Origin of the sequence: Massilia oculi, from assembly GCF_017582745.1 — a bacterium.
Lineage (GTDB): Bacteria > Pseudomonadota > Gammaproteobacteria > Burkholderiales > Burkholderiaceae_D > Telluria > Telluria oculi_A.
This window is the reverse complement of record NZ_JAFVIM010000012.1, coordinates 68053-88592: the sequence shown is the minus strand read 5'-3', so window position 1 is coordinate 88592 and position 20540 is coordinate 68053. Positions and strand designations below refer to the sequence as shown.

General features: G+C 66.7%; 13 protein-coding genes and 1 riboswitch. Of the genes, 6 read left to right on the top strand and 7 right to left on the bottom strand.

Annotated features, from left to right (window positions below; genetic code table 11):
- Positions 1-4: 4 nt before the first annotated feature.
- Genes J3U95_RS15295 through J3U95_RS15285 form a run of 3 tightly spaced genes read left to right on the top strand, consistent with a single transcriptional unit; the run spans position 5 to position 4717 of the window.
- Positions 5-3040 carry a glycosyl hydrolase family 28-related protein gene (locus J3U95_RS15295; protein WP_208279418.1) on the top strand — a complete coding sequence of 1012 codons (3036 nt, stop codon included), beginning with the start codon at positions 5-7 and terminating at the stop codon, positions 3038-3040.
- A complete protein-coding gene (locus J3U95_RS15290) occupies positions 3040-3927 on the top strand; it encodes an alpha/beta hydrolase (protein WP_208279417.1) in 888 nt (295 codons plus the stop codon). Before J3U95_RS15295 ends, J3U95_RS15290 begins: the two co-directional genes overlap by 1 nt.
- A gap of 19 nt (positions 3928-3946) precedes the next feature.
- Positions 3947-4717: a ThuA domain-containing protein gene (locus tag J3U95_RS15285; protein WP_229519863.1), complete on the top strand. Its 771-nt coding sequence runs from the start codon at positions 3947-3949 to the stop codon at positions 4715-4717.
- Here J3U95_RS15285 and J3U95_RS15280 read toward each other — a convergent pair whose 3' ends face one another.
- From J3U95_RS15280 to J3U95_RS15260, 5 genes are read right to left on the bottom strand one after another with little or no spacing between them, the layout of a single operon-like run.
- A complete protein-coding gene (locus J3U95_RS15280; RefSeq protein ID WP_208279416.1) occupies positions 4718-6154 on the bottom strand; it encodes a PepSY domain-containing protein in 1437 nt (478 codons plus the stop codon).
- A complete protein-coding gene (locus tag J3U95_RS15275; RefSeq protein WP_208279414.1) occupies positions 6155-8239 on the bottom strand; it encodes a TonB-dependent receptor in 2085 nt (694 codons plus the stop codon).
- Positions 8236-8556 (bottom strand): DUF2149 domain-containing protein, encoded by a 321-nt coding sequence (locus J3U95_RS15270; RefSeq protein ID WP_208279413.1) that lies wholly within the window; start codon positions 8554-8556, stop codon positions 8236-8238. The genes J3U95_RS15275 and J3U95_RS15270 overlap by 4 nt, the downstream gene beginning before the upstream one ends.
- Entirely contained in the window at positions 8553-9011 is a 459-nt protein-coding gene (locus J3U95_RS15265) for a MotA/TolQ/ExbB proton channel family protein (RefSeq protein ID WP_208279411.1), read from the bottom strand. Before J3U95_RS15265 ends, J3U95_RS15270 begins: the two co-directional genes overlap by 4 nt.
- The gene (locus J3U95_RS15260; protein ID WP_208279410.1) at positions 9008-13357 is read right to left on the bottom strand and encodes a cobaltochelatase subunit CobN; all 4350 of its coding nucleotides are present in this window, start codon (positions 13355-13357) and stop codon (positions 9008-9010) included. The genes J3U95_RS15265 and J3U95_RS15260 overlap by 4 nt, the downstream gene beginning before the upstream one ends.
- A gap of 184 nt (positions 13358-13541) precedes the next feature.
- A riboswitch (cobalamin riboswitch) is annotated at positions 13542-13761 on the bottom strand.
- 150 nt (positions 13762-13911) lie between these two features.
- On the opposite strand from J3U95_RS15260, the gene J3U95_RS15255 reads away from it, so the two are divergent.
- Entirely contained in the window at positions 13912-15162 is a 1251-nt protein-coding gene (locus J3U95_RS15255; RefSeq protein WP_208279409.1) for an ROK family transcriptional regulator, read from the top strand.
- 67 nt (positions 15163-15229) lie between these two features.
- The gene (locus J3U95_RS15250; protein ID WP_208279407.1) at positions 15230-15613 is read left to right on the top strand and encodes a VOC family protein; all 384 of its coding nucleotides are present in this window, start codon (positions 15230-15232) and stop codon (positions 15611-15613) included.
- Between the two features lie 126 nt (positions 15614-15739).
- Here J3U95_RS15250 and ssb read toward each other — a convergent pair whose 3' ends face one another.
- Together ssb and J3U95_RS15240 are read right to left on the bottom strand one after the other, a co-directional pair.
- Positions 15740-16246, bottom strand: coding sequence for a single-stranded DNA-binding protein (gene ssb, locus J3U95_RS15245; protein WP_208279406.1), 507 nt, complete (start codon positions 16244-16246; stop codon positions 15740-15742).
- A 264-nt stretch (positions 16247-16510) separates the two neighbouring features.
- Complete coding sequence (locus J3U95_RS15240) at positions 16511-17239, bottom strand: LbetaH domain-containing protein (protein WP_208279555.1); 729 nt, start codon at positions 17237-17239, stop codon at positions 16511-16513.
- Positions 17240-17604: 365 nt separating this feature from the next.
- On the opposite strand from J3U95_RS15240, the gene uvrA reads away from it, so the two are divergent.
- A complete protein-coding gene (uvrA, locus tag J3U95_RS15235; RefSeq protein WP_208279404.1) occupies positions 17605-20454 on the top strand; it encodes an excinuclease ABC subunit UvrA in 2850 nt (949 codons plus the stop codon).
- Positions 20455-20540: the final 86 nt, after the last annotated feature.

Genomic DNA, 20540 nt, shown 5'->3' with positions numbered 1-20540 from the left:
ATCGATGATGACAACACTTTCCGTACTTCCGCGCGCTCTCGCGCTGTCGCTCCTGCTGGCTGGCGCCGCAAACGCCGCATCCATCTCGGCCTACCAGACCATGCCCGAAGACCCGCGCGCCGTCGTGGTGCGCGCGAAAGGCGATGGCAAGGCCGACGACACGGCCGCGATCCAGCAGGCGCTCGATGCCGCCGCCAACAAAGGCCAGGGTGGCATCGTGTTCCTGCCGTCGGGCCGTTATCGCATCACCCGTTCGCTGCTGATTCCGCTGGCCGTGCGCCTGTATGGCGTCGGCCCGACGCGGCCCGTGTTCGTGCTGGCCGAAAACACGCCAGGCTTCCAGAAGGGCGTGGCCAATATGATCATCTTCACCGGCGGCGACCAGTACAGCGTCGGCAAGGTGCCGATGCCGGTGCCGAGCGCGGTGCCGTTCAGCGCCGAGGAAGGGAAAGCGGTCCGTAATGCCAACTCGTCCACCTTCTATTCGGCGCTGTCGAACGTCGATTTCGAGATCAAGGACGGCAACCCGGCCGCCGCCGCGGTGCGCATGCACACGGCCCAGCACTCGAACCTGAGCCACATCGATTTCCACCTGGGTTCCGGCCTGGCCGGCGTCTACCAGGTCGGCAACGTGGCCTACAACCTGCGCTTCTACGGTGGCCGCTATGGCATCCTGAGCGAAAAGACCTCGCCGGCCTGGCAGTTCACGCTGATGGATTCGACGTTCGAGGGCCAGCGCGACGCCGCGATCCGCGAGCATGAAGCCAGCCTCACGATGATCAACACGGAAATCAAGGACACCCCGGTCGGCGTCGAGATCAACCGCGGTTATGGCGACTGGCTGTGGGGCAAGGACGTGCGCTTCGAGAACGTCAGCAAGGCCGCGCTCATCGTCAGCAACGAAGACAATGTCTATACCCAGGTCGGCATGGAGAATGCCATCGCGCGCAACGTGCCGACGTTCGTGCGCTTCCGCGACAGCGGCAAGACGCTGGCGGGAAAGGGCCGCGACTACGCCGTCAGCGAATTCAACTACGGCCTGTTCATCAAGCAGATGGGCGAGCCGGGGACGTTCTCGACCAACTACAAGACGGCGGCCCTGCCGTCGCCCTTGAAGGCGCCCGTCCGCGCCCTGCGCCCGCTGCCGGCGTCGAAGGAATGGGCCAATGTGCACACCTATGGCGCGAAAGGCGACGGCAAGACCGACGACACGGCCGCGATCCAGAAGGCGATCGACGCCAACCGCGTAGTCTACCTGCCGCTGGGCTTCTACGTCGTCAACGACACCATCCGCATGCGGCCGGACACCGTGATCATCGCCCTGCACCCGGGCCTGACCCAGTTGCTGCTGCCGAACGGCTCGCCCAAGTTCCAGGGCGTCGACAGCCCCAAGGCGCTGCTGGAGAGCGCGCGCGGCGGCGAAGGCATCGTGTCCGGCATCGGCCTCGCGACCGGCGAGATCAACAACCGCGCGGTGGCGCTGCTGTGGCGCGCCGGCGAACACTCGCTGGTGGACGACGTGCGCATCCAGGGCGGCCACGGCACCCGCCTGTACGACGGCCGTCGCGCCGATCCGTATCAGAAGGATGCGAAATTCGACACCACCGCGCACTGGGACCGCCAGTATCCGAGCGTGTGGGTGACGGACGGCGGTGGCGGCACCTTCTCGGGCATCTGGTCGCCCAGCGGCTATGCCCAGGCCGGCTTTTACGTGACCAATACCAAGACCCCGGGCAAGGTCTACGAACTGTCGGCCGAACACCATATCCGCGCCGAGATCGTGCTGGACAATGTGGAGAACTGGGAATTCCTGGCGCCGCAGACCGAGGAGGAAATCCGCGACGGCGCCGATGCGGTGTCGCTGGAGATCCGCAACTCGAAGAACCTGCTGTTCGCGAACTACCACGGCTACCGCGTGACGCGTTCCTATAAACCGATGCCGGCGGCGATCCTGATCACCAATTCCAGCGACATCCGCTTCCGCAATGTGCACGTGAACGGCGAGAGCGGCTTCGCCACCTGCGACGACAATGGCTGCACCACCTATCTGCGCGCCAGCAAGTTCGCCTACGAGAATGCGATCCGCGACGTCTCCAACAAGCTCGAGGTGCGCGAGCGCGAGTTTGCCGTGTTCGACTACACCGGCAAGCAGCGCAAGGCGCCTGCCCCGCTGAGCAAGGTCGACAAGCTGGAAGGCGGCTTCTATTCGATCGCCGGCGCCACCGTCGATCCCAAGGGCAAGCTGTACTTCGTCGACCGCCACTGGAAGCGCATCTACAGCTATACACAGGACGAGGGCCTGGTCGTGGTGCGCGACGCCCCGCTCGATCCGGTCAACCTGGCGATCGACAATAGTGGCAACCTGATGGTGATCTCGAACTACGGCCCGCAGGCCAGCGTCTATTCCTTCAAGCCGGGCACGCCGGGAACGGAGATCACGATGATCAAGCCGACCCCGGTCGCGGCCCGCAATGGCGCGCGCGTGGCGGTCCCCGTCAACTTCTGGCAGAACGGCGAGTTCAAGGACCAGCTCAACTACGATACCTTCGAGTTCACGACCCTGGCGGAGATGTTCGCACGCGACGTCGCCCTGCCGAAGAAAGAAGAATACGTGTCGCCCGATGGCAGCCTGGTGCTGCCCGCCTACCGCGTGCTGCGCCAGGGCGCGGCGGACCACCTGGGCTGGCGCTGGGCCGATTCGCTGCAGGCCTTCGGCTTCGTCACCGCGCCGGTCGGCCAGCGCGTGGTGTTCACCAACGGCTCCGAGAACCGCACCTTCAGCGGCACCGTCAACGCTGGCGGCGGCATCACCGACCTCAAGCTGCTGGCCAACCGCGGCGGCGAAAGCGCGGCGGTCGGCCCGAACGGCGACGTCTATGTGGCCAACGGCCAGGTCTTCATCTATGGCAAGGACGGCAAGGAGAAGGGCCGCATCGACGTGCCGGAACGCCCGCTGCAGCTGATCTTCGGCGGTCTTGATAAACGCACGCTGTTCATCCTGACCCACCACTCGCTGTACTCGACCCGGGTCAAGGATTGATGCGCGCGATTCGCATCCTGTGCGCCGCGCTGCTGGTGTCCGGCAGCGCCATCGCGCAGCAGCCCCCAGTGATCCAGCTGTGGCCCGACGGCGCGCCCGGCTCCCAGGGCCGCCAGCACGAACCCGAGACGGTCAAGGACGGCGTCTACTTCAGCAACGTGCATGCGCCGTCGCTGACGGTGGCGCAGGCCGACCGCCGCCATGCCAACGGCGCCGCCGTGATCGTTGTCCCTGGCGGCGGTCACCGCATGCTGGTGTTCCAGAACGAGGGCATGGTGGCGGCGAAGACCCTGAACCGGATCGGCGTCACCGCCTTCGTGCTCAAGTACCGGCTGGCGCGCGATGGCGACTCGGGCTACAGCATCGAGCGCGACGCCGCCAACGACCTGCGGCGCGCGGTGCGCTGGGTGCGCGCCAATGCGGCGCGCTACGGCGTCGATCCCGAACGCATCGGCGTGATGGGCTTTTCGGCCGGCGGCGAACTGGCGGCGCTGGTGGCCAATCATCCGGCGCCGGCACTCGCTTCTGGCGGCGATGCGCTGGACCGCCAGTCGGCCCGGCCCGACTTCCAGGTGCTGGTCTATCCTGGACCGCTCGGCACGCCGGCCACCGATGCCAAAAACGCCCCGCCGGCCTTCCTGGTCGCCGGCTCGCGCGACGCCTGCTGCATGCCGCCCACGATCGCGTTGTACCAGCAGCTGGTGGCGGCCGGCGTCTCGGCCGAACTGCACCTGTATGCCGACACCGACCACGCCTTCAATATGGGCCAGCGCGGCGAGCGCGTCTCGCTGCAGCACTGGCCGGACCGGCTGGCCGACTGGCTGCTTGACGGCGGCTGGCTGGTGCCGCGCGCCGGACGCCGGCCCGAAGGCGTTCCCGCACCATAAGAACAGACAAGGAGACTCGATGAAACCAATGACATCCCTGGCCGCAGGCCTGGCCATGATGGCGATCGCCGCACCGGACAGCCTGGCCGAAGACCAGTTCAAGCTGCTGGTTCTGGCCACGCCCGGCAAATACCACTACGAATACATCCCGATCGCGCGCGACAACCTGGAGCGCCTGGCCAAGCTGCATTCGTTCGCGCTCACCTACACCAGCAAGACGCAAGTGTTCGAAGGCGACCTGAAACAGTATGCGGCCGTGATGTTCCTGAACACGCCGGGCGAAGAACTGAACCCCGCGCAGCGCGCCAACTTCGAAGACTATATGCGCGGGGGCGGCAATGCCGTCGTGGTGCACCGCGCGGCGATCGCCAAGCCGAACGACTGGGTCTGGTTCGAGAAGATGGTGGGCCGCACGGTGGGCCTGCATCCGAAGCTGCAGACCGGGGTGGTGACCGTCGTCGACCAGCGTTTTCCCGCCACCTTCGGCCTGCCCGAGCGCTGGGTCTGGAGCGACGAGTTCTACACCTTCACCAATCCCTACAACGTGACGATCAACCCGGTGCTGAACGTGGACGAGTCAAGCTACGACCCGACCCTGATCTGGCCGGGCCAGACAGTGAAGGGCATGGGCAAGGACCACCCGATCGCCTGGCACCACCAGCACGAGAAGGGCCGCGTGTTCGTCACCACGCTCGGGCACAACGGCGAGATGTACCGCGACCCGCAATACCTGGGCCACCTGCTGGGCGGGATCTACTGGGCCGCGACCGGCCGCGGCCAGCAGCGCTGATCATCCTTTCGTCAGCCGCCGCCAGCCCAGCACCAGGCCGCTGAAGGTCAGGGCAAAGCCCAGCACGCACAGGACGATCACGACCACGTCCCACAGCGGCCGCGTGCGCAGGAAGGCGAAGTCGAGCTGGTGCAGGCCGTTGAACAGCCAGCGATCCCAGCGCTTGTCGCGGTCGACGTAGCCGGCCAGGCGGCCCTGGGCCGGGTCGATGTAGAACACTGGCGCGTCAGGCAGGTCGAAGCGCGCGCGCAAGACCGGGAAAGCCGCCTTGCGGTGATGGCTGTAGTAATAATCGTCCGGACCGGTCAGCAGCTCCGCCTGCATCAGCGCCCCGGGGCGGATCGCTTGCGCGGCATGCAGCAGCAGGTCGTGCGGCACGCCAGGCACGACCGCGCTGTCGCGCGTATCGACCAGCCGACGTCCTTGGCGGCCGAGCGCACTCAGATACAGCTTGCCGCCCACGCGGCGCCATTCCAGTTCCAGGGTGCCGGGATGCGCGCGCAGCAGCGCGGCCGCATCCAGCGCCAGGTCGTCGCTGTCGAGCGCACCGCCGGCAAACGCCTGCCGGTCGTGCGCGGTGACGCCGCCGCCTGACGGAAAGCCGAACGGGCCGACCGACAGCCAGCCGCTGAACAGCCAGGTGATGACGAGCACGCCAACGCCCAGGCCCAGCCAGTGGTGCCAGGCTTTCCAGCCCGTGTACGGCGACATCCTGCCGCCCGCATAGCGCCGCCGCACCCGCAAGCGCAGAACGCTGATCACCATGCCGGTCATGGCCAGCACCATAGCCACGCCGGACGTCCACATCACGGCCTGGCGCCAGGCCTCGTCGTGCTTGCGCAGCGGCGTCACGTACACCCAATGGATGACGGAGCCGACCCAGTTCCAGGCGCGCTCGTTGCGGGTCGTATCGCGCACCAGCTCCCCGCTGCGGCCGGACACGTACAGGACGCTGCCGGCGGCATCGTCGGCGGCAACGCGATACAGGGGCCGGTGCGCACGCACGGCGCCGAAGGTCCACTGGTCCAGTTCGATCTTGTCGACTGCAAGCGAATGCGCATCGGGCGCCGCGCTGCGCGCGCTGCTCGAGACGATCAGGTAATTCACTTCCAGCGGTCCGCCGCCATCGGCCCATACCGAATGCCAGCTGCGCTCGTGATGGAAGTGCCACGCCGGGCGGCCCGCCACGGTATTCAGGCGCACCGCATCCGGCGCCGCGCTCCCGGTCCCGCTCACGGTCCATGCTTCAGCGGCGGTGACCTGCACACGGTCCGGATCGAGCGGCGCCAGCCAGCCCATGCGCTCCTGTTCCGTCAACTCAGGATACGGCACGTACATCATGACGATGCCGGAACCGAACCACAGCAGCACCAGCAGGCCGATCGCGATGCCCAGCCAGCGGTGCCACCAGTAGAGCTGGCGCTTCCAGGAACTCACTTAGTAACGCCAGTGGACGGTCAGCTCGGCATGCCGCTCGTCGCCCAGCAGGTATTGCGACGAACCATACGAGGTGATCGCATACAGCTTGTCGGTCAGGTTGCGCACGTTGAGCTGCAGCTGCACGTTGCGGCTCAGGGCCCAGCCGATCGAGGCGTCCAGCGTGGTGTAGGCCGGCAGGGTCTGGGTATTGGCATTGCTGATGAAGCGTTCGCCCACGTAGCGCAGGCCGGCGCCCGTGCGCCAGTCGCCGGCGCGGTGCGTCAGCCACAGGTTCGAGGAGACCTTCGGCACGTCGGCCGGGCGATTGCCGGCGCGCGAGACGTTGCCCGCCTCCAGCAGCTCGTCGAACTCGGCATCGGTATAGGCCACGTTGGCATCCATGCGCCAACCGGGAGCCAGGCTCACGCTGGCGCTCGCTTCCGCGCCCTGCGAAGTCTGCGAGCCGCCCTGTACCGACAACGCCGGGTTGTTCGGGTCGCGTGTGATGATGTCGTCCTTCCTGATCCGGTACAGCGCCGCCGTCCACTCGGCGCGGCCGCCGGCCAGCATCTGCTTGATGCCCGCCTCGACCTGGCGCGCATCGGTCAGCTTGAACTTGCTGTTGGCCAGGGTCATCGACAACAGGCTCGTCAGGGGATCGCTGCCGGTGCTGACCTGGCCGTAGAGCGAAGTGTCCGGCGCCAGCTTCCAGCTCGCGCCGACGCGGACCGAATTGGAACGCAGCGTCGTGCCGAAGTGGCCACTGTCGGCAAGCAGGTTGTGGCGCTCGATCTTGTAGCGGTCGTGGCGTGCGCCCGCCGTCAGGAGCAGACGCTCGTCCACGCGCCAGGCATCCTCGAGATAAAAGGCATGGGTGGTGGTGTCGGTCGCGAAGTTCGGGCGGAACGGGTCCGGGGTGTCCCAGAAGCTGCCCGGGTCGAAGCCGCTCGGCGCCACCGTCGATGCGCCGCCATAGGGCGAGTTATTGGTGTGCCTGAAGTTGATGGTCGACGCTTCCCAGCCCGCCACCACCTGGTTGGCGCCGGTCTTCCAGCGCGCCTCCAGGCGGTTCGCGGTCTGCTCCTGGTCGTGGCGGATGCCAATGTAGTCGCTGCGGTCCACCACGTCGCGCACCGGGTCGTAGGCATACGATTCGATATTGCGCCAGTCGCGGCGCGATTTGAAGTAAGCCAGTTCGTTGCTGATTTCCAGGTTCGGCGCCACTTGCCAGTTCAGGCGCGCGACGGCCTTGTCGTCGACGAAACGCAGCACGGCGTCGCCGGCATTGTAGTTCTCGTCGCGCAGCCGTTCGGCCAGGCCGCCGCTCACCAGCGGCGTGCCGAAGTAGCGGATCGGCTCCTGCTCGGCATGATCGAGCTGGGCGTACAGGGTCACGCCGGGCGCCAGCGTCGTCGTCATGCTGGTCAGGATCTTGCCGTGGCGGGATTCGCCGCGGTCGATGAAGCCGTCGCTGCGGCCGGCGTAGGCATCGACGCGGAAGGCGCCCTGCTCGCCCAGCGCACCAGTAGCGCCGATGCCGGCGCGCAGGGACTCACCGCCACCGATGCCGCCCAGGATCTCGAGCGAGGATTCGCGGCGCGGCGCCTTGCGCACGGCGTTGACGATGGCGCCGGTGGTGCCGCTGCCATGGACGACCGAACCGGGGCCGCGCAGCACCTCGATCGTCTCGTAGCCCCAGGGATCGGCCGGATAGGTCGCGGTGGTGGAGCCGACCAGCAGGCGCTGGCCGTTCTCCAGCATCGCGATCGAGTTGTTGCCGTTGAAGCCGCGCGCGGAATAGCTGATGCCGCTGCCGGGCGAGCTGCTGTCGGTCAGGCCGGTGGTGCGCGTCACCGCATCCTTGACCAGCAGGTCGCCACGCGCGGCGATGGTGGCGGCGCTCAGGCTCTCGGCGCTGGCCGGCAGGTCGAGCGCACTGATGTCCAGGCGGCTGCCGGTGGTGTTCTGGCGGTCGAGCGCCAGGCCTTCGTCGCCGGCCGCACCGCGAATGGTCACGGTAGGAAGGTCTTGTGCGAAGGCGCTGCTAGCGCACAGCAGGGCGATGGCCGCGGCGAGCGGGCGGGATTGGAAAATCGTGTTCATTGTTCGTTCTTGGTTTGCACGGGTTCGATCAGCACCAGCTGGCCGGTCTCGGGATCGCGATAGACTTCGCCGACGCGGTCATAGCCGCTGCCGTCCTGGGTCACGCCGCTGGCGGGACGCTCGATCTGGCGTCCCTTTTCCACCGGCTGCGGCGTCTTCAATGCGCCTTGTGTGCCGGCGATGGCGGCGATCAGGCCGCAGGCGAACACCAGCATCACGTCGACCAGGTTGACGAGGCTGGCGCGCGGATCTTCGTCGCTCTGGTCGAAGCGCGCGTCGAGGTGGCGGTATAGCCGCAGCTTGCCGCGCCCACTCATGCTGGCTGCTCCATGGCGTCCAGCGTCTCTTCGTACCAGCGGCGGCGCAGCTTGCCGATCACCAGGCCGCCGATGCCGGCCACCAGGCCCAGCACGGTGGCGTCGAAGGCGACGGTCACGGCGCTGGCCAGCTTGGCGGGGTCGCCTTCGCCCAGCGCCGCCAGGCCCGGCCCGAGCGGAATGATGGTGGCCATCAGGCCCAGCATCGGCGGAATGCGCGCCAGCAGGTCGGCGCGTTCCAGGCGGTGGCGGGCAATGCGCTGCACCGCCTCGACGTCGCCGCTGTCGCGCAGCCTGGCCAGGCCGTGGAAGCGTTCGCCGACGGCGATGCCGGATTCGACCAGCGCGATCGCGCAGCCGGCCAGCAGCGCCACCAGGGACGGCGCGAGCAGCCAGCTGACGGCATCGTGCAGCCACCCATAGGAGATAAAGTCTGAAGAGAGGGTTTCGATCATGGATGACTCCTGAGAGGTTGAGGGATGTGCCGGCCGCGCCACAGGCCGAGCGAGAACAGGGCGAGGCAGGCGGCCAGGATGGCCAGCACCTGCACGATGCGCAAAGCGGCAGGCTGCGCGGGTTCGGGTTGCTGATTCAGTTCGTAGACGCGCATTGGCTCGGGCGCGGGCGGCGCAGCTTCGGTCGCTTCACCAGCGTCAGGCGCTGCAACTTGCTGCGCCGGGGCGGCGACGGAAGGGACGGATGTCGCCACTGCCGGCAGCAGCTCGCCACGCGCCTTGGCAAGCGCCACGCCGAGCTTTTGCGCATCCGCGCCATCGAGCTGCGGCGCCAGCCAGCCCCACATCGGGTGATCGGGCGCCGTGTGGCCGCTGCCCGGCAGGCCGTTGGCCGCGACCAGGCGCGCGAGCTCTCCGCCCATGCGGCGGATGGTCTCGGGATCGGTCTTCCAGAATCCTTTTTCTGCCGCCACCATGAACACCGCCAGCATGTGCGCCTTCACGTGCGCGTTGTGGCGCTGGCCAAGGAACTCCGGCAGGCCGAGCTTGTGCCGGTCGTCGAAATAGACCGCCTTGACTTCGTCCCAGGCCCAGTTCTTGACGAGGTCGGGCCGCGTCACCTGCCAGCCCCACAGGTTCTCGATGAATTCCTGGCCCATCGTGCGCGCGCCGGAATAACCGTTGTCCATCAGCGGGCGCAGCCAGGCCGGGTTCAGGAAGCGTCCGCGCAGCTCGCCCAGCAGGGCGCTGGCGAGCGGCTCGACGTCGGCCTGGCCCGGCTGCGCATGCTGCAGGATCAGCGCGTCCGGCACGCGCCCGGTGCGCGTCTCGACCGCCAGCGACAGGCCGCCCAGGTAGTCGAAGGCGTCGTTGTTGTCGAGCAGGCCATACAGATTGCTGGCGCGGCCATGATAGGTGCGGTGGATGCCGTCCAGCGCCACGTCGAAGGCGCGGTGGCTGGAGGCGCCCTCGGCATCCAGGCCATAGGCATGGCCCATGCGGTTGCGGTAGGCGCGCCCGATCTCTTCGCGCTCGCGCCAGGCGCCGGAGCGCTCGGCCAGGCGGTTCACGCCGGTCCCGTAGGCGCCCGGCGCATCGCCGAACACGCGTAGCGCCGCGGCCCGTCCTGCTTCGCTCGCCGGCATGCCATCGGCCACCAGCGCCCGCTGGCGCGTCAACCACTCGCGCGCCACGCGATTGTTCGTGGCCGGCTCGCTGCCCCACACGGCGCCTTCGATCGGCGCCAGCGCCGCCTGCAGGGCTTCGCGCAAGGACGGGTCCTGCTCGACCAGCGTCTGCGCCGACGCCGCCAGCGCCAGCCGGCCGGCGCGGTCGATCAGGCGGATCAGGTTCGGGTACAGGTCGCGGAACAGGCCGGATGTGGTGACCACCGCGTCGCGCCGCACGGCGCCGGGCGTGAGCTTCACGTCGGTGACGATGCCGCGCGCATTCCACACCGGCTCGGCGCCCATCATCGCCAGCGCGAAGCCGACCATCACGCCTTCGTCGCGCACGGCGTCGGACGCCCACAGGATGATGCCTTCGCTGCCCTCGCCTACCTTGTCGCGCTCGGCGGCCTTGCCCGCCATCTGCCGGCCCAGGCCATAGCCCAGGCGGGTCGGCAGGATGTCGCCGTCGACCGCGTGGAAGTTGCGGCCGGTCGGCAGCGCCTCGGGCGAGCGCAGCGGATCGTTGCCCTTGCCCGGCTCGATGTAGCGCCCATCCAGGCCGGCCAGCAGCGCCGCCATCTCGCGCCGCGGCGAGTCGCGCAGTTTATGGGCGACATCGGGATCGTCGATGCCGCTCTTCTTCATCGAGTCGAGCATCAGGTCGAGCGACTCGCGGCTCCACGGCCGGCCGAACACGTGCAGGCCATGCGGCATGAATTTCTCCTGCAGCTTGGTCAGATAGTGGCCGATCTCGTGCGCCAGCAGGTCGTCGTCGGCCGCATCGAAGCCGATGCCGCGCACCTCCAGCACGTCGGACATCGACGCTTCCAGCTCGGCGCGCAGGTTCAGGGCCACGACCCGCTCGCGCATCAGCTGCGCGGCCTGGGTCTTGAGCGATTCGGACGACGCGGCCTCGAAGCTCTCGACGATCTGGCGCAGCGACAGCAGCTCGTCGTACAGCGGCGTGGTGGCCAGCGGCGGCGTCAGGTGGTCGACGATGATGGCCAGGCCGCGGCGCTTTGCCTGCGTGCCTTCGCCGACGCCATCGACGATATACGGGTAGATGCCCGGCAGGTCGCTCGCGATCAGGCTCGGATAGTCGTCGCTCGACAGGCCGACTGCCTTGCCCGGCATGAATTCATAGGTCGAGTGGCGCCCCACGTGAACGACGGCGTCGGCCTTGAAGCGGTCGCGGATCCAGTGGTAGAAGCCCAGGAACTGATGCGGCGGCGTGATGCTGGTATTCGCGTGCAGCAGTTCCTCGTCCACTTCCCAGCCACGCGGCGGCTGCGGGCCGATGAAGACGTTACCGAACACCAGTCCCGGCACCAGCATCTTGCCGCCGTCGACCATTACCTTGCCCGGCGCCGGGCCCCAGCCGCGCATGCCTTCGATGCCGTAGCCGATCAGGCGCCGGTAGAGGGGCGCCAACGCCTTGCAGGGCCGCGGCCTGACGTCGTCCAGGCAGGCGAAATACCCCTCTTCCAGCGCATGCAGGTCGCGCGTGGCCTGCACGCGCTGCGGATGGTCGACGCCCTCGACCAGGTGCAGCAGCTCCTCGATCACGGTCTCGGCCTGCTTGCGGCCCAGCGCGCGCTCGCCGGCCCTCTCGGCCGCCAGCACGTCGGCATGCAGGCGGCCCAGCAGGCCATCCTGCATCTCGCCCCGCACCCGCGGCGACAGGGTCGCGAACCAGCGCGCGTAATCCTGGGCCGTGATGCCGTTGACGGCGCCGGCCATCTCGCGCAGGGCGGCGCGGTCTTCCGGCAGGTTGACGCCGCGCGCCATGATCATGTCGAGCAGCGCCTCGGGCGAGGCCGGCAGCTCGCCGACCGTGTAACCCGCCGCCTTGAGGGCATGCAGCATCTCGAACAGCGAGTCCGGCACGTTGAGGTTGTCGGCGCCGATATTCTGGCGGCCCGGCGGATGATTGTAGTAGACCACCGCGACCTTCTTGTCGGCGTTCGATTTGGCGCGCAGCGCCAGCCAGCGCGCCACGCGCCCCGACAGGCGGTCGACTTCGGCCGGCAACAGCACTGGCGGACGGTTCTCGATGCCGGTCTGGCGGTCGCGCTGGGCCTGGCCCAGGGCCGCCACCACCATCGGCTGGCCGATGCCCTGCAGCTCGGGCAGGGCCACGCGGTACTGGACCGAATCGGGCGGCAGGCCGTCGGGCGACAGCTGCCACTGCATCGCGGTGCGGTCCGACAGGCGGATCGCCTTGAACACCGGGATGTCCAGGCGCTTGAAGGCTTCGCCCACAGCTTCACGACCCTCGGCGGCGCCGACCACGAAGTCCTGTAGCACCACCAGCGCGGCCGGTTTCGCCGGTGCGACCAGCTGCGGCAGGCGCTCCAGCGCTTCGCGCGAGGCGCCGCCCCAGCGCGTCAGCAGCTGCACGCAGGGCTGGCCGAGTTCCTCGATGCGCCGGCACAGGGCCGCGGGCACCACGCCATCCATGTTCGCCAGATCGAGCACGACCACGGTCGGACGCTCCTGCAAGCCGAGCTTCGAGGCATTGCCCCAGGCGGCGGCGTCCTGCAGCTCGCGCTGTCCCGCGCGCAGGCGCAGGGTCGGCTCGGGCTGCGGATCGGCCAGGGGCGTGCCTGGCGCGAGCAGGTGCCGCATCAGCTCCGTCGTGTTGTCGATGCCGCCCGCCTGCCACACACGGCGCGCGGCCAGCCAGTGGCGGGCGGCGGGATCGGCATCGGCCGCCTGCACCGCGGCCAGCGGCGGCACTTCGCTCGCCAGCTGGCGCAGCAGCTCGGGCGAGAAGCCGGCCAGGCTGCCGTGGCGCGAGCGCGTCATCAGGTTCAGGGTTGCCTCGCCGTTCAGCGCCAGCACGGCGGTGTCCGGCCTGGCGTGGCGCGCCAGCCCATCCTTCATGCGGCGCGCCGGGTCGCCGAACAGCGACACCGCCAGGATGCTGTCGGCGGCGGCGATCCATTGTCCCACTTCGCGCTCGCCCGCCGCCATCAGCTGGGCCGGGGTGCGCAGCAGGATGCGGTCGTGCGGATGGCTGGCCAGGTGGCGGTGGGCGGCCTCGATGGCGCCCGGCGCGGCGCGCTCGGTGACCACGGCGAACAGGGTGGCGGCGCTGGCGTGCTGGAAGCCCGACATGCAGGCGAGCAGGAACGCCAATGCGGCGCAGATGCGGACAAGGAAAAGCGTGTTCATGTGAACGTCGACCTTTTAGCTGCGCGCTTGACGCGCGCATGACAACAGGCAGCCGCCATCCTTCGACGATGAACCGGGACGCGTGCGCGCACGCCATGAGGGCGCACGACCGCATGGGCGATAGCACGAGCAGCAAAAGAAGGAACAGCGAACAACCAACAGGCACGCCCTCACCCCGGGACGTACGAATGCATCGTGGATGGCCGGTCTTCTGGCTCGCCGTCTTCCTTCCCCGGTCCTGCCTTCCCGTGCGCGGGGCACAGTGGCGTTCGATCGGAGTCGTCAGGCTTACAGCAGCGGGGGCTGCGCCGGACTGGCGCGCGATGGCTATCGCGCATGTCACCGGCTTCCCGTTTCACCTACCTGCAGACGAGCAGGAAGGCACCATTCACTTGATTGGGCGCGATTCTACCGCCAAGTTCGACCAGTTGTCACCGCATTATTTTTCTTCTGCAATCAAGATCCCCCTGAAAAATAAATCGCACAGGTTTATTTACGGGGAATGGACGTATACTGGCGGCTTCCAGCCGTCCCTCCCCTTGAACGCCCGCGCCATGCCGTCCTATAACGCACCGCCTACCGCCTTTGATCCCGCCACCATGCCGCTGCTGCGCACCGTCGGCTCGAACCAGGTCGGCATGCGCGAGTTCAACGAGCGGGTCGTGCTGCAGGCGATCCGCACCCATGGCAGCCTGCCCAAGGCCGAAGTCGCGCGCCTGACCAGTCTCAGTACCCAGACGGCCTCGGTGATCATCAACCGCCTGCTGGACGAGCAACTGGTGGTCAAGCGCGACGCGGTGCGCGGCAAGGTCGGCCAGCCGTCACAGCCGATCGCCCTCAATCCGGAAGGCGCGTTCTCGATCGGGATCCAGATCGGCAGGCGCGCGCTGGACGTGGTCCTGCTCGATTTCACGGGCGCGCTGCGCTGGCAGTCGTCGACGCCCTACGCCAGTCCCGAAGTGGAGCAGGTATTCGCCGCCATCGACGCCAGGCTGCGCGAGGTGGACGACTTCCTCGGCCCGGAGCTGGCGCAGCGCCTGACCGGCATCGGCCTGGCCGCCCCGCTCACGCTGGGCACCTGGCACGGCCTGGAAAGCCTGCTGCCGCAAGAGGCGGAAGCCTGGCGCCGGGTCGACCTGCGCGTCCGCCTGCAGGCCATGACGCCGCTGCGCGTGGACTTCGCCAAGGACACGATCGCGGCCTGCGTGGCCGAACTGGTGGCCGGCCGCGGACGCAAGCTGAAAAGCTATCTGTACGTGTTCGTCGACACCTTGGTCGGCGGCGGCCTGGTGATCGACGGCGAGCCGCACAGCGGCCAGTTCGGCAACGCCGGCGCGATCGGTTCGATGCCCCTGGGCCTGGCCGGCACGGAAGAACGCGGCGTGGCGCCGCAGCTGCTCGGCGCGGCCTCGTTGGTGCGGCTGGAAGAGATGCATGCCCAGGCTGGCCTGGAACTGCTGGCGTTCGGCGACGAACGCCTCTTGAGCGGGCCGTGGGAGGCGGTGACCCTGCGATGGATCGAGGAAGCCGCCAATGCGATCACCTTCGGCGTCAGCGGCGCGGCCTGCCTGCTCGACCTGGATGGCGTGATCGTCGACGGCGCCGTCAGCCGCGCCCTGCTCGAGCGCCTGATCGCCGCGATGCAGGAACAGATGACGCGCTACAGCTGGCAGGGCACCGAGCGGCCGCTGGTGATGGCGGGGACGATCGGGATGACGGCCAAGGTCATCGGCGCGGCCTACCTGCCGCTGCATGCCAACTTCGCGCCGGCGCATGGGCTGTTCCTGAAGGCGGCGCGGCGCTAGCGAGGCGTGCGCGGTAGCGGAGCTGTTCGCGCTAGAGTATCCGCCTCCATCATGGAAGGAGGCGATCATGTTGGCAGATATGGATGCGACCGCAACAGTCGGCGTACGCGATATGGCTGCGGCAAGAGAGTTCTATGGCAATGTGCTCGGATTGACGCCGGTCGAGAGCGAGGGCGGCGATGCCGACATGGCGCTCTACCGCAGCGGCAACACACGGGTGTTCGTCTACCGCTCGGAGTATGCCGGCACGAACCAGGCGACCGCCATCACGTGGGATGTCGGCGACAAGTTCGACGACATCGTCGCCGCACTGCAGTCGAAGGGTGCCCGCTTCGAGCACTACGACATGGGCGGCTTGCGTCGCGAGGGCGACGTCCATGTTGCTGGCCAGTTGAAGATCGTGTGGCTTAAAGACCCTGACGGGAATATCTTGAGCATCAACAGCGCCTGATGCGCTGAAAGGCGCAGGATCGGTTCAGGCTGCGCAGGCACCTGGCGAAAGAAAAAAACCCGCAATCGCTTGCGGGTTTTTTTACTGGTTCGTCAGGCAGCGACGATTGATCGTGCTGAATACAGCTTAGAACGGAATGTCGTCATCCATATCCGAGAAGTTCGGCGCCGGTTTCGGCTGCGGACGCGCGGCCGGGGCCGGTGGCGCCTGGCGTGGAGCCGGACGCTGCGGAGCCGAGTAGTCGTCGTCCATGCCGCCGCCCATACCGCCACCCATGCTGTCGCCGCCGCCCATGCCCTGGCGGCCACCCAGCATCTGCATGTTTTCAGCGATGATGTCGGTAGCGTAACGCTCGATGCCGTCCTTGTCGGTGTACTTGCGGGTCTGCAGGCGGCCTTCGACGTAGACCGACGAACCTTTCTTGAGGTATTGGCCGACGATCTCGGCCAGGCGGCCGAAGAAGGAAATGCGGTGCCATTCGGTCAGTTCTTTCTGCTCACCGGTATTGCGGTCCTTCGAGCGGTAGGAGGTGGCGACCGCGATGTTCGCGATGGCGTCGCCGCTCGGCATGTAGCGGATTTCCGGATCGCGGCCGAGGTTGCCGACGATGATGACCTTGTTGACTGATGCCATGATAGATCCTTGTAGAGTGTTGTGAGCCCTGACTCTGCACTTGACTAAGCGTCAGGGAACTGTGGTGTTGCAACTCGCTATTATGGGGGCGGGAAGGATAGTTTTAAAAGCGTTTTTGTTGGCTGAGGTCAGCGGCGTTCGGGGGACGTTCAAGCACCTCTGGTGTCGCCTGGGTGCTGACGGGTTGCCTGCCGGGCAAGTGCTACTGGACGCGTCGGCAGCGCAGCGGCCAAACCCTGCGAACGGCGGCCGCATCATCCCGAATCAGCCCTGCAGCCCGGCGCTTGCCTCGTATGCCTGACGACTCGCCTTCAACCCGGCAATGGTCTCCAACGCTGCATCCTCGTCGAGCGTCATGTCTTGCAAGAACATGACGTTATTGTCACGGATCCAGCTCAAGGGCATGTCCCACCAGGCCAGGTCCAGCAGCGCGGCGCGTACTTTCTCGGTAAAACGGAAGCGGATCAGGCGCGCGGGAGAACCGCCATAGATGCCATAAGGCTCGGAACGGAAATTTGGCGGCAGCAGCGAGCGTGCGCCGATGACGCAGCCATTTTCGATCACGCTGCCGCCCAGTACCATGACTTCGTCGCCGATCCAGACATCGTTCTTGATCACGGTGTCGCCATACTGTGGTGGCGCGGCATTTTGCAGGCCAGGACCGGCCACCGAGAACATATAGGTCGAAATGGTCCGCATTTCATGCTGGCCATTGAGCAGGAAGCGCAAGCGCAAGCCACCGGCGACGTAGCGCCCCACGCCAAGCGACTGTTGCGCGCCATCGTACTTGACGATCGAGCCGACGCCGAAGCCGGAGCAACGCCCGATGTAGCAGCTACAGTCGTCGCCCGGCTCCTGGTCCAGCCAGTTACGGAAGAACCCATGCGGGATGCAGCTGGAACTCCCATCCGCATAGCCCAGGACATCGAACTGCGCCGACAGCGGGTGATCGCTCAACGCGCCGATATAGTCGTCTTCGGTCACAACCTGCATCAAATACTCCTTGCGTGTATTTGTAAATTGTAACCCGGGCAATACTTCCTCGCGCCGGGCGGTGCCGCAATGGCTCGCACCATGGTGCATGCTGACGGCGCCGGAGAATAATTTTCGGATTCTGAACGCTTTGTCATTGAAGCGCTCCAGGATCGGCCCACATAGGGTCACTCGGGTTCTCCAGCGCACCGCGTGCCTGCGCGCGAGGCCATGCCAATACGGCATCGCTGGTACAGCAACCACTGGATAAATGTACAGCCGAAACAAAAACGCGCTACACTTACGGGTTCTCCCCGATTGGCCCGCTTACCGCGCTGCTGGCGTCTGCGGCCCCGCAAAAACTGATAGAAAGTCTGCCGAACTTAATGGAAGAAATTCGCATTCGTGGTGCCCGCACGCACAATCTGAAGAACATCAACCTCGACCTGCCGCGCAACAAGCTGATCGTGATCACCGGCCTGTCGGGCTCGGGCAAGTCCTCGCTCGCCTTCGACACCCTGTATGCCGAAGGCCAGCGCCGCTACGTCGAATCGCTGTCGGCCTATGCGCGCCAGTTCCTGCAACTGATGGAAAAGCCGGACGTCGACCTGATCGAAGGCCTGTCGCCGGCGATCTCGATCGAGCAGAAAGCGACCTCGCACAATCCGCGCTCGACCGTCGGCACCGTCACCGAGATCCACGACTACCTGCGCCTGCTGTACGCGCGTGTCGGCACGCCGTATTGCCCGCAGCACCCGCATGAGCCGCTGTCGGCCCAGACCGTGTCGCAGATGGTCGATGCCGTCCTCGCCATGCCGGAAGGCACCAAGCTGATGATCCTGGCGCCGGTCGTGGCCGGCCGCAAGGGCGAACACGGCGACCTGTTCCAGGCCATGCAGGCCCAGGGCTTCGTGCGCTTCCGCATCGCCAGCGGCGTCAATGCCGCCAAGATCTATGAAATCGATGAGCTGCCCAAGCTCAAGAAGACCGAGAAACACAGCATCGACGTCGTGATCGACCGGGTCAAAGTGAACCCGGACATCAAGCAGCGCCTGGCCGAAAGCTTCGAGACCGCCCTGCGCCTGGCCGATGGCCGCGCCGTCGCCTATGAGATGGATAGCGAAAAGGAAACCGTCTTCTCGAACAAGTTCGCCTGTAATGTTTGCGGCTACTCGCTGCAAGAGCTGGAACCACGCCTGTTCTCGTTCAATAACCCGATGGGCGCCTGCCAGGAATGCGATGGCCTGGGCCATATCGAGTTCTTCGATCCGAAGCGGATCGTGGCCTTCCCCCACCTGTCGCTGGCCTCGGGCGCCGTCAAGGGCTGGGATCGCCGCAACCAGTTCTACTTCCAGATGCTGCAGAGCCTGGCGGCCCATTACGACTTCGACCTCGACAAGCCGTTCGAGCAATTGCCGAAATCGTCGCAGGAAGCCGTGCTGTTCGGCTCCGGCAAGACCGCGATCCCTTTCAGCTATGTGAACGAGCGTGGCCGCACCGTGATCCGCGAGCATACCTTCGAAGGCGTGGTCAACAACCTGCAGCGGCGCTACCGCGAGACCGATTCGATGGCGGTCAAGGAAGAGCTGGCCAAGTTCATCAACGAAAAGAAATGCCCGGCTTGCGAAGGCGCGCGTCTGCGCACCGAAGCGCGTTTCGTCAAGATCGGCCAGGGCGAGCAGCAGCGCGCCATCTACGAGGTGTCCGATAAACCCCTGCGCGAAACGCTGGACTATTTCGACAAGCTGGAGCTCAGTGGCGCCAAGCGCGACATCGCCGAGCGCGTGATCAAGGAAATCGTCTCGCGCCTGAAGTTCCTGAACAACGTCGGCCTGGACTACCTGTCGCTCGACCGCAGCGCGGATACCCTGTCCGGCGGCGAAGCCCAGCGTATCCGCCTGGCCTCGCAGATCGGTTCGGGCCTGACCGGCGTCATGTACGTGCTCGACGAACCGTCGATCGGCCTGCACCAGCGCGACAACGATCGCCTGATCGCCACCCTGAAGCATTTGCGCGACATCGGCAATAGCGTCCTGGTGGTCGAGCACGACGAGGACGCGATCCGCACCGCCGACTACATCGTCGACATGGGTCCGGGCGCGGGTGTGCACGGCGGCGCCGTGATCGCCGAGGGCACGCTCGAGCAGATCATGAACAACGAGCATTCGCTGACCGCCCAGTACCTGGACGGCCGGCGCAAGATCGAAGTGCCGAAGAAGCGCACCAAGGCCGACCCGGCGCGCCAGCTGGTGATCACGGGCGCGAAAGGTAATAACCTGAAGGATGTAACCCTGACCTTGCCGGTGGGCCTGATGACCTGCGTAACGGGCGTCTCGGGTTCGGGTAAATCGACCCTGATCAACGACACGCTGTATCCGGCGCTGTCGCGCCACCTGTACGGTTCGCAGACCGAGCCGGCCGAGCACAGCTCGATCCACGGCCTGGAACACTTCGACAAGGTGATCTCGGTCGACCAAGCGCCGATCGGCCGCACGCCGCGTTCGAACCCGGCGACCTATACCGGCCTGTTCACGCCGATCCGCGACCTGTTCGCGACCGTGCCGACCGCCAAGGAACGCGGATACAGCGCCGGCCGCTTCTCGTTCAACGTCAAGGGCGGCCGCTGCGAAGCCTGCCAGGGCGATGGCGTGATCAAGGTCGAGATGCACTTCCTGCCGGACGTGTACGTGCCGTGCGACGTTTGCCATGGCAAGCGCTACAACCGCGAAACGCTGGAAGTGCAGTACAAGGGCAAGAACATCACCGAAGTGCTGGACATGACGGTCGAGGATGCGCACGAGTTCTTCAAGCCGGTGCCGGTCATCGCGCGTAAACTACAGACCTTGCTGGACGTGGGCCTGGGCTACATCAAGCTGGGCCAGAGCGCGACCACCTTGTCGGGCGGCGAGGCGCAGCGCGTCAAGCTGTCGCTCGAGCTGTCCAAGCGCGACACCGGACGCACCTTGTACATCCTGGATGAACCGACCACCGGCCTGCACTTCGCCGACATCGACCTGCTGCTGAAGGTGATCCACCGCCTGCGCGACCAGGGCAATACGCTCGCCATCATCGAGCACAACCTGGACGTGATCAAGACCGCGGACTGGATCGTCGACCTGGGGCCGGAAGGCGGCGCCGGCGGCGGCACCATCGTGGCCTGCGGTACGCCGGAGCAGGTGGCCAAGGTCAAGGACAGCCCGACGGGCAAATACCTGAAGCCGTTGCTGAAGGGTTGACCTTCACGGTTCGACCCAAATGAAACAGGGGCAACGCCATTGGCGTTGCCCCTGTTCTTTTTATATGGCCACTTTCAACAGTGGCC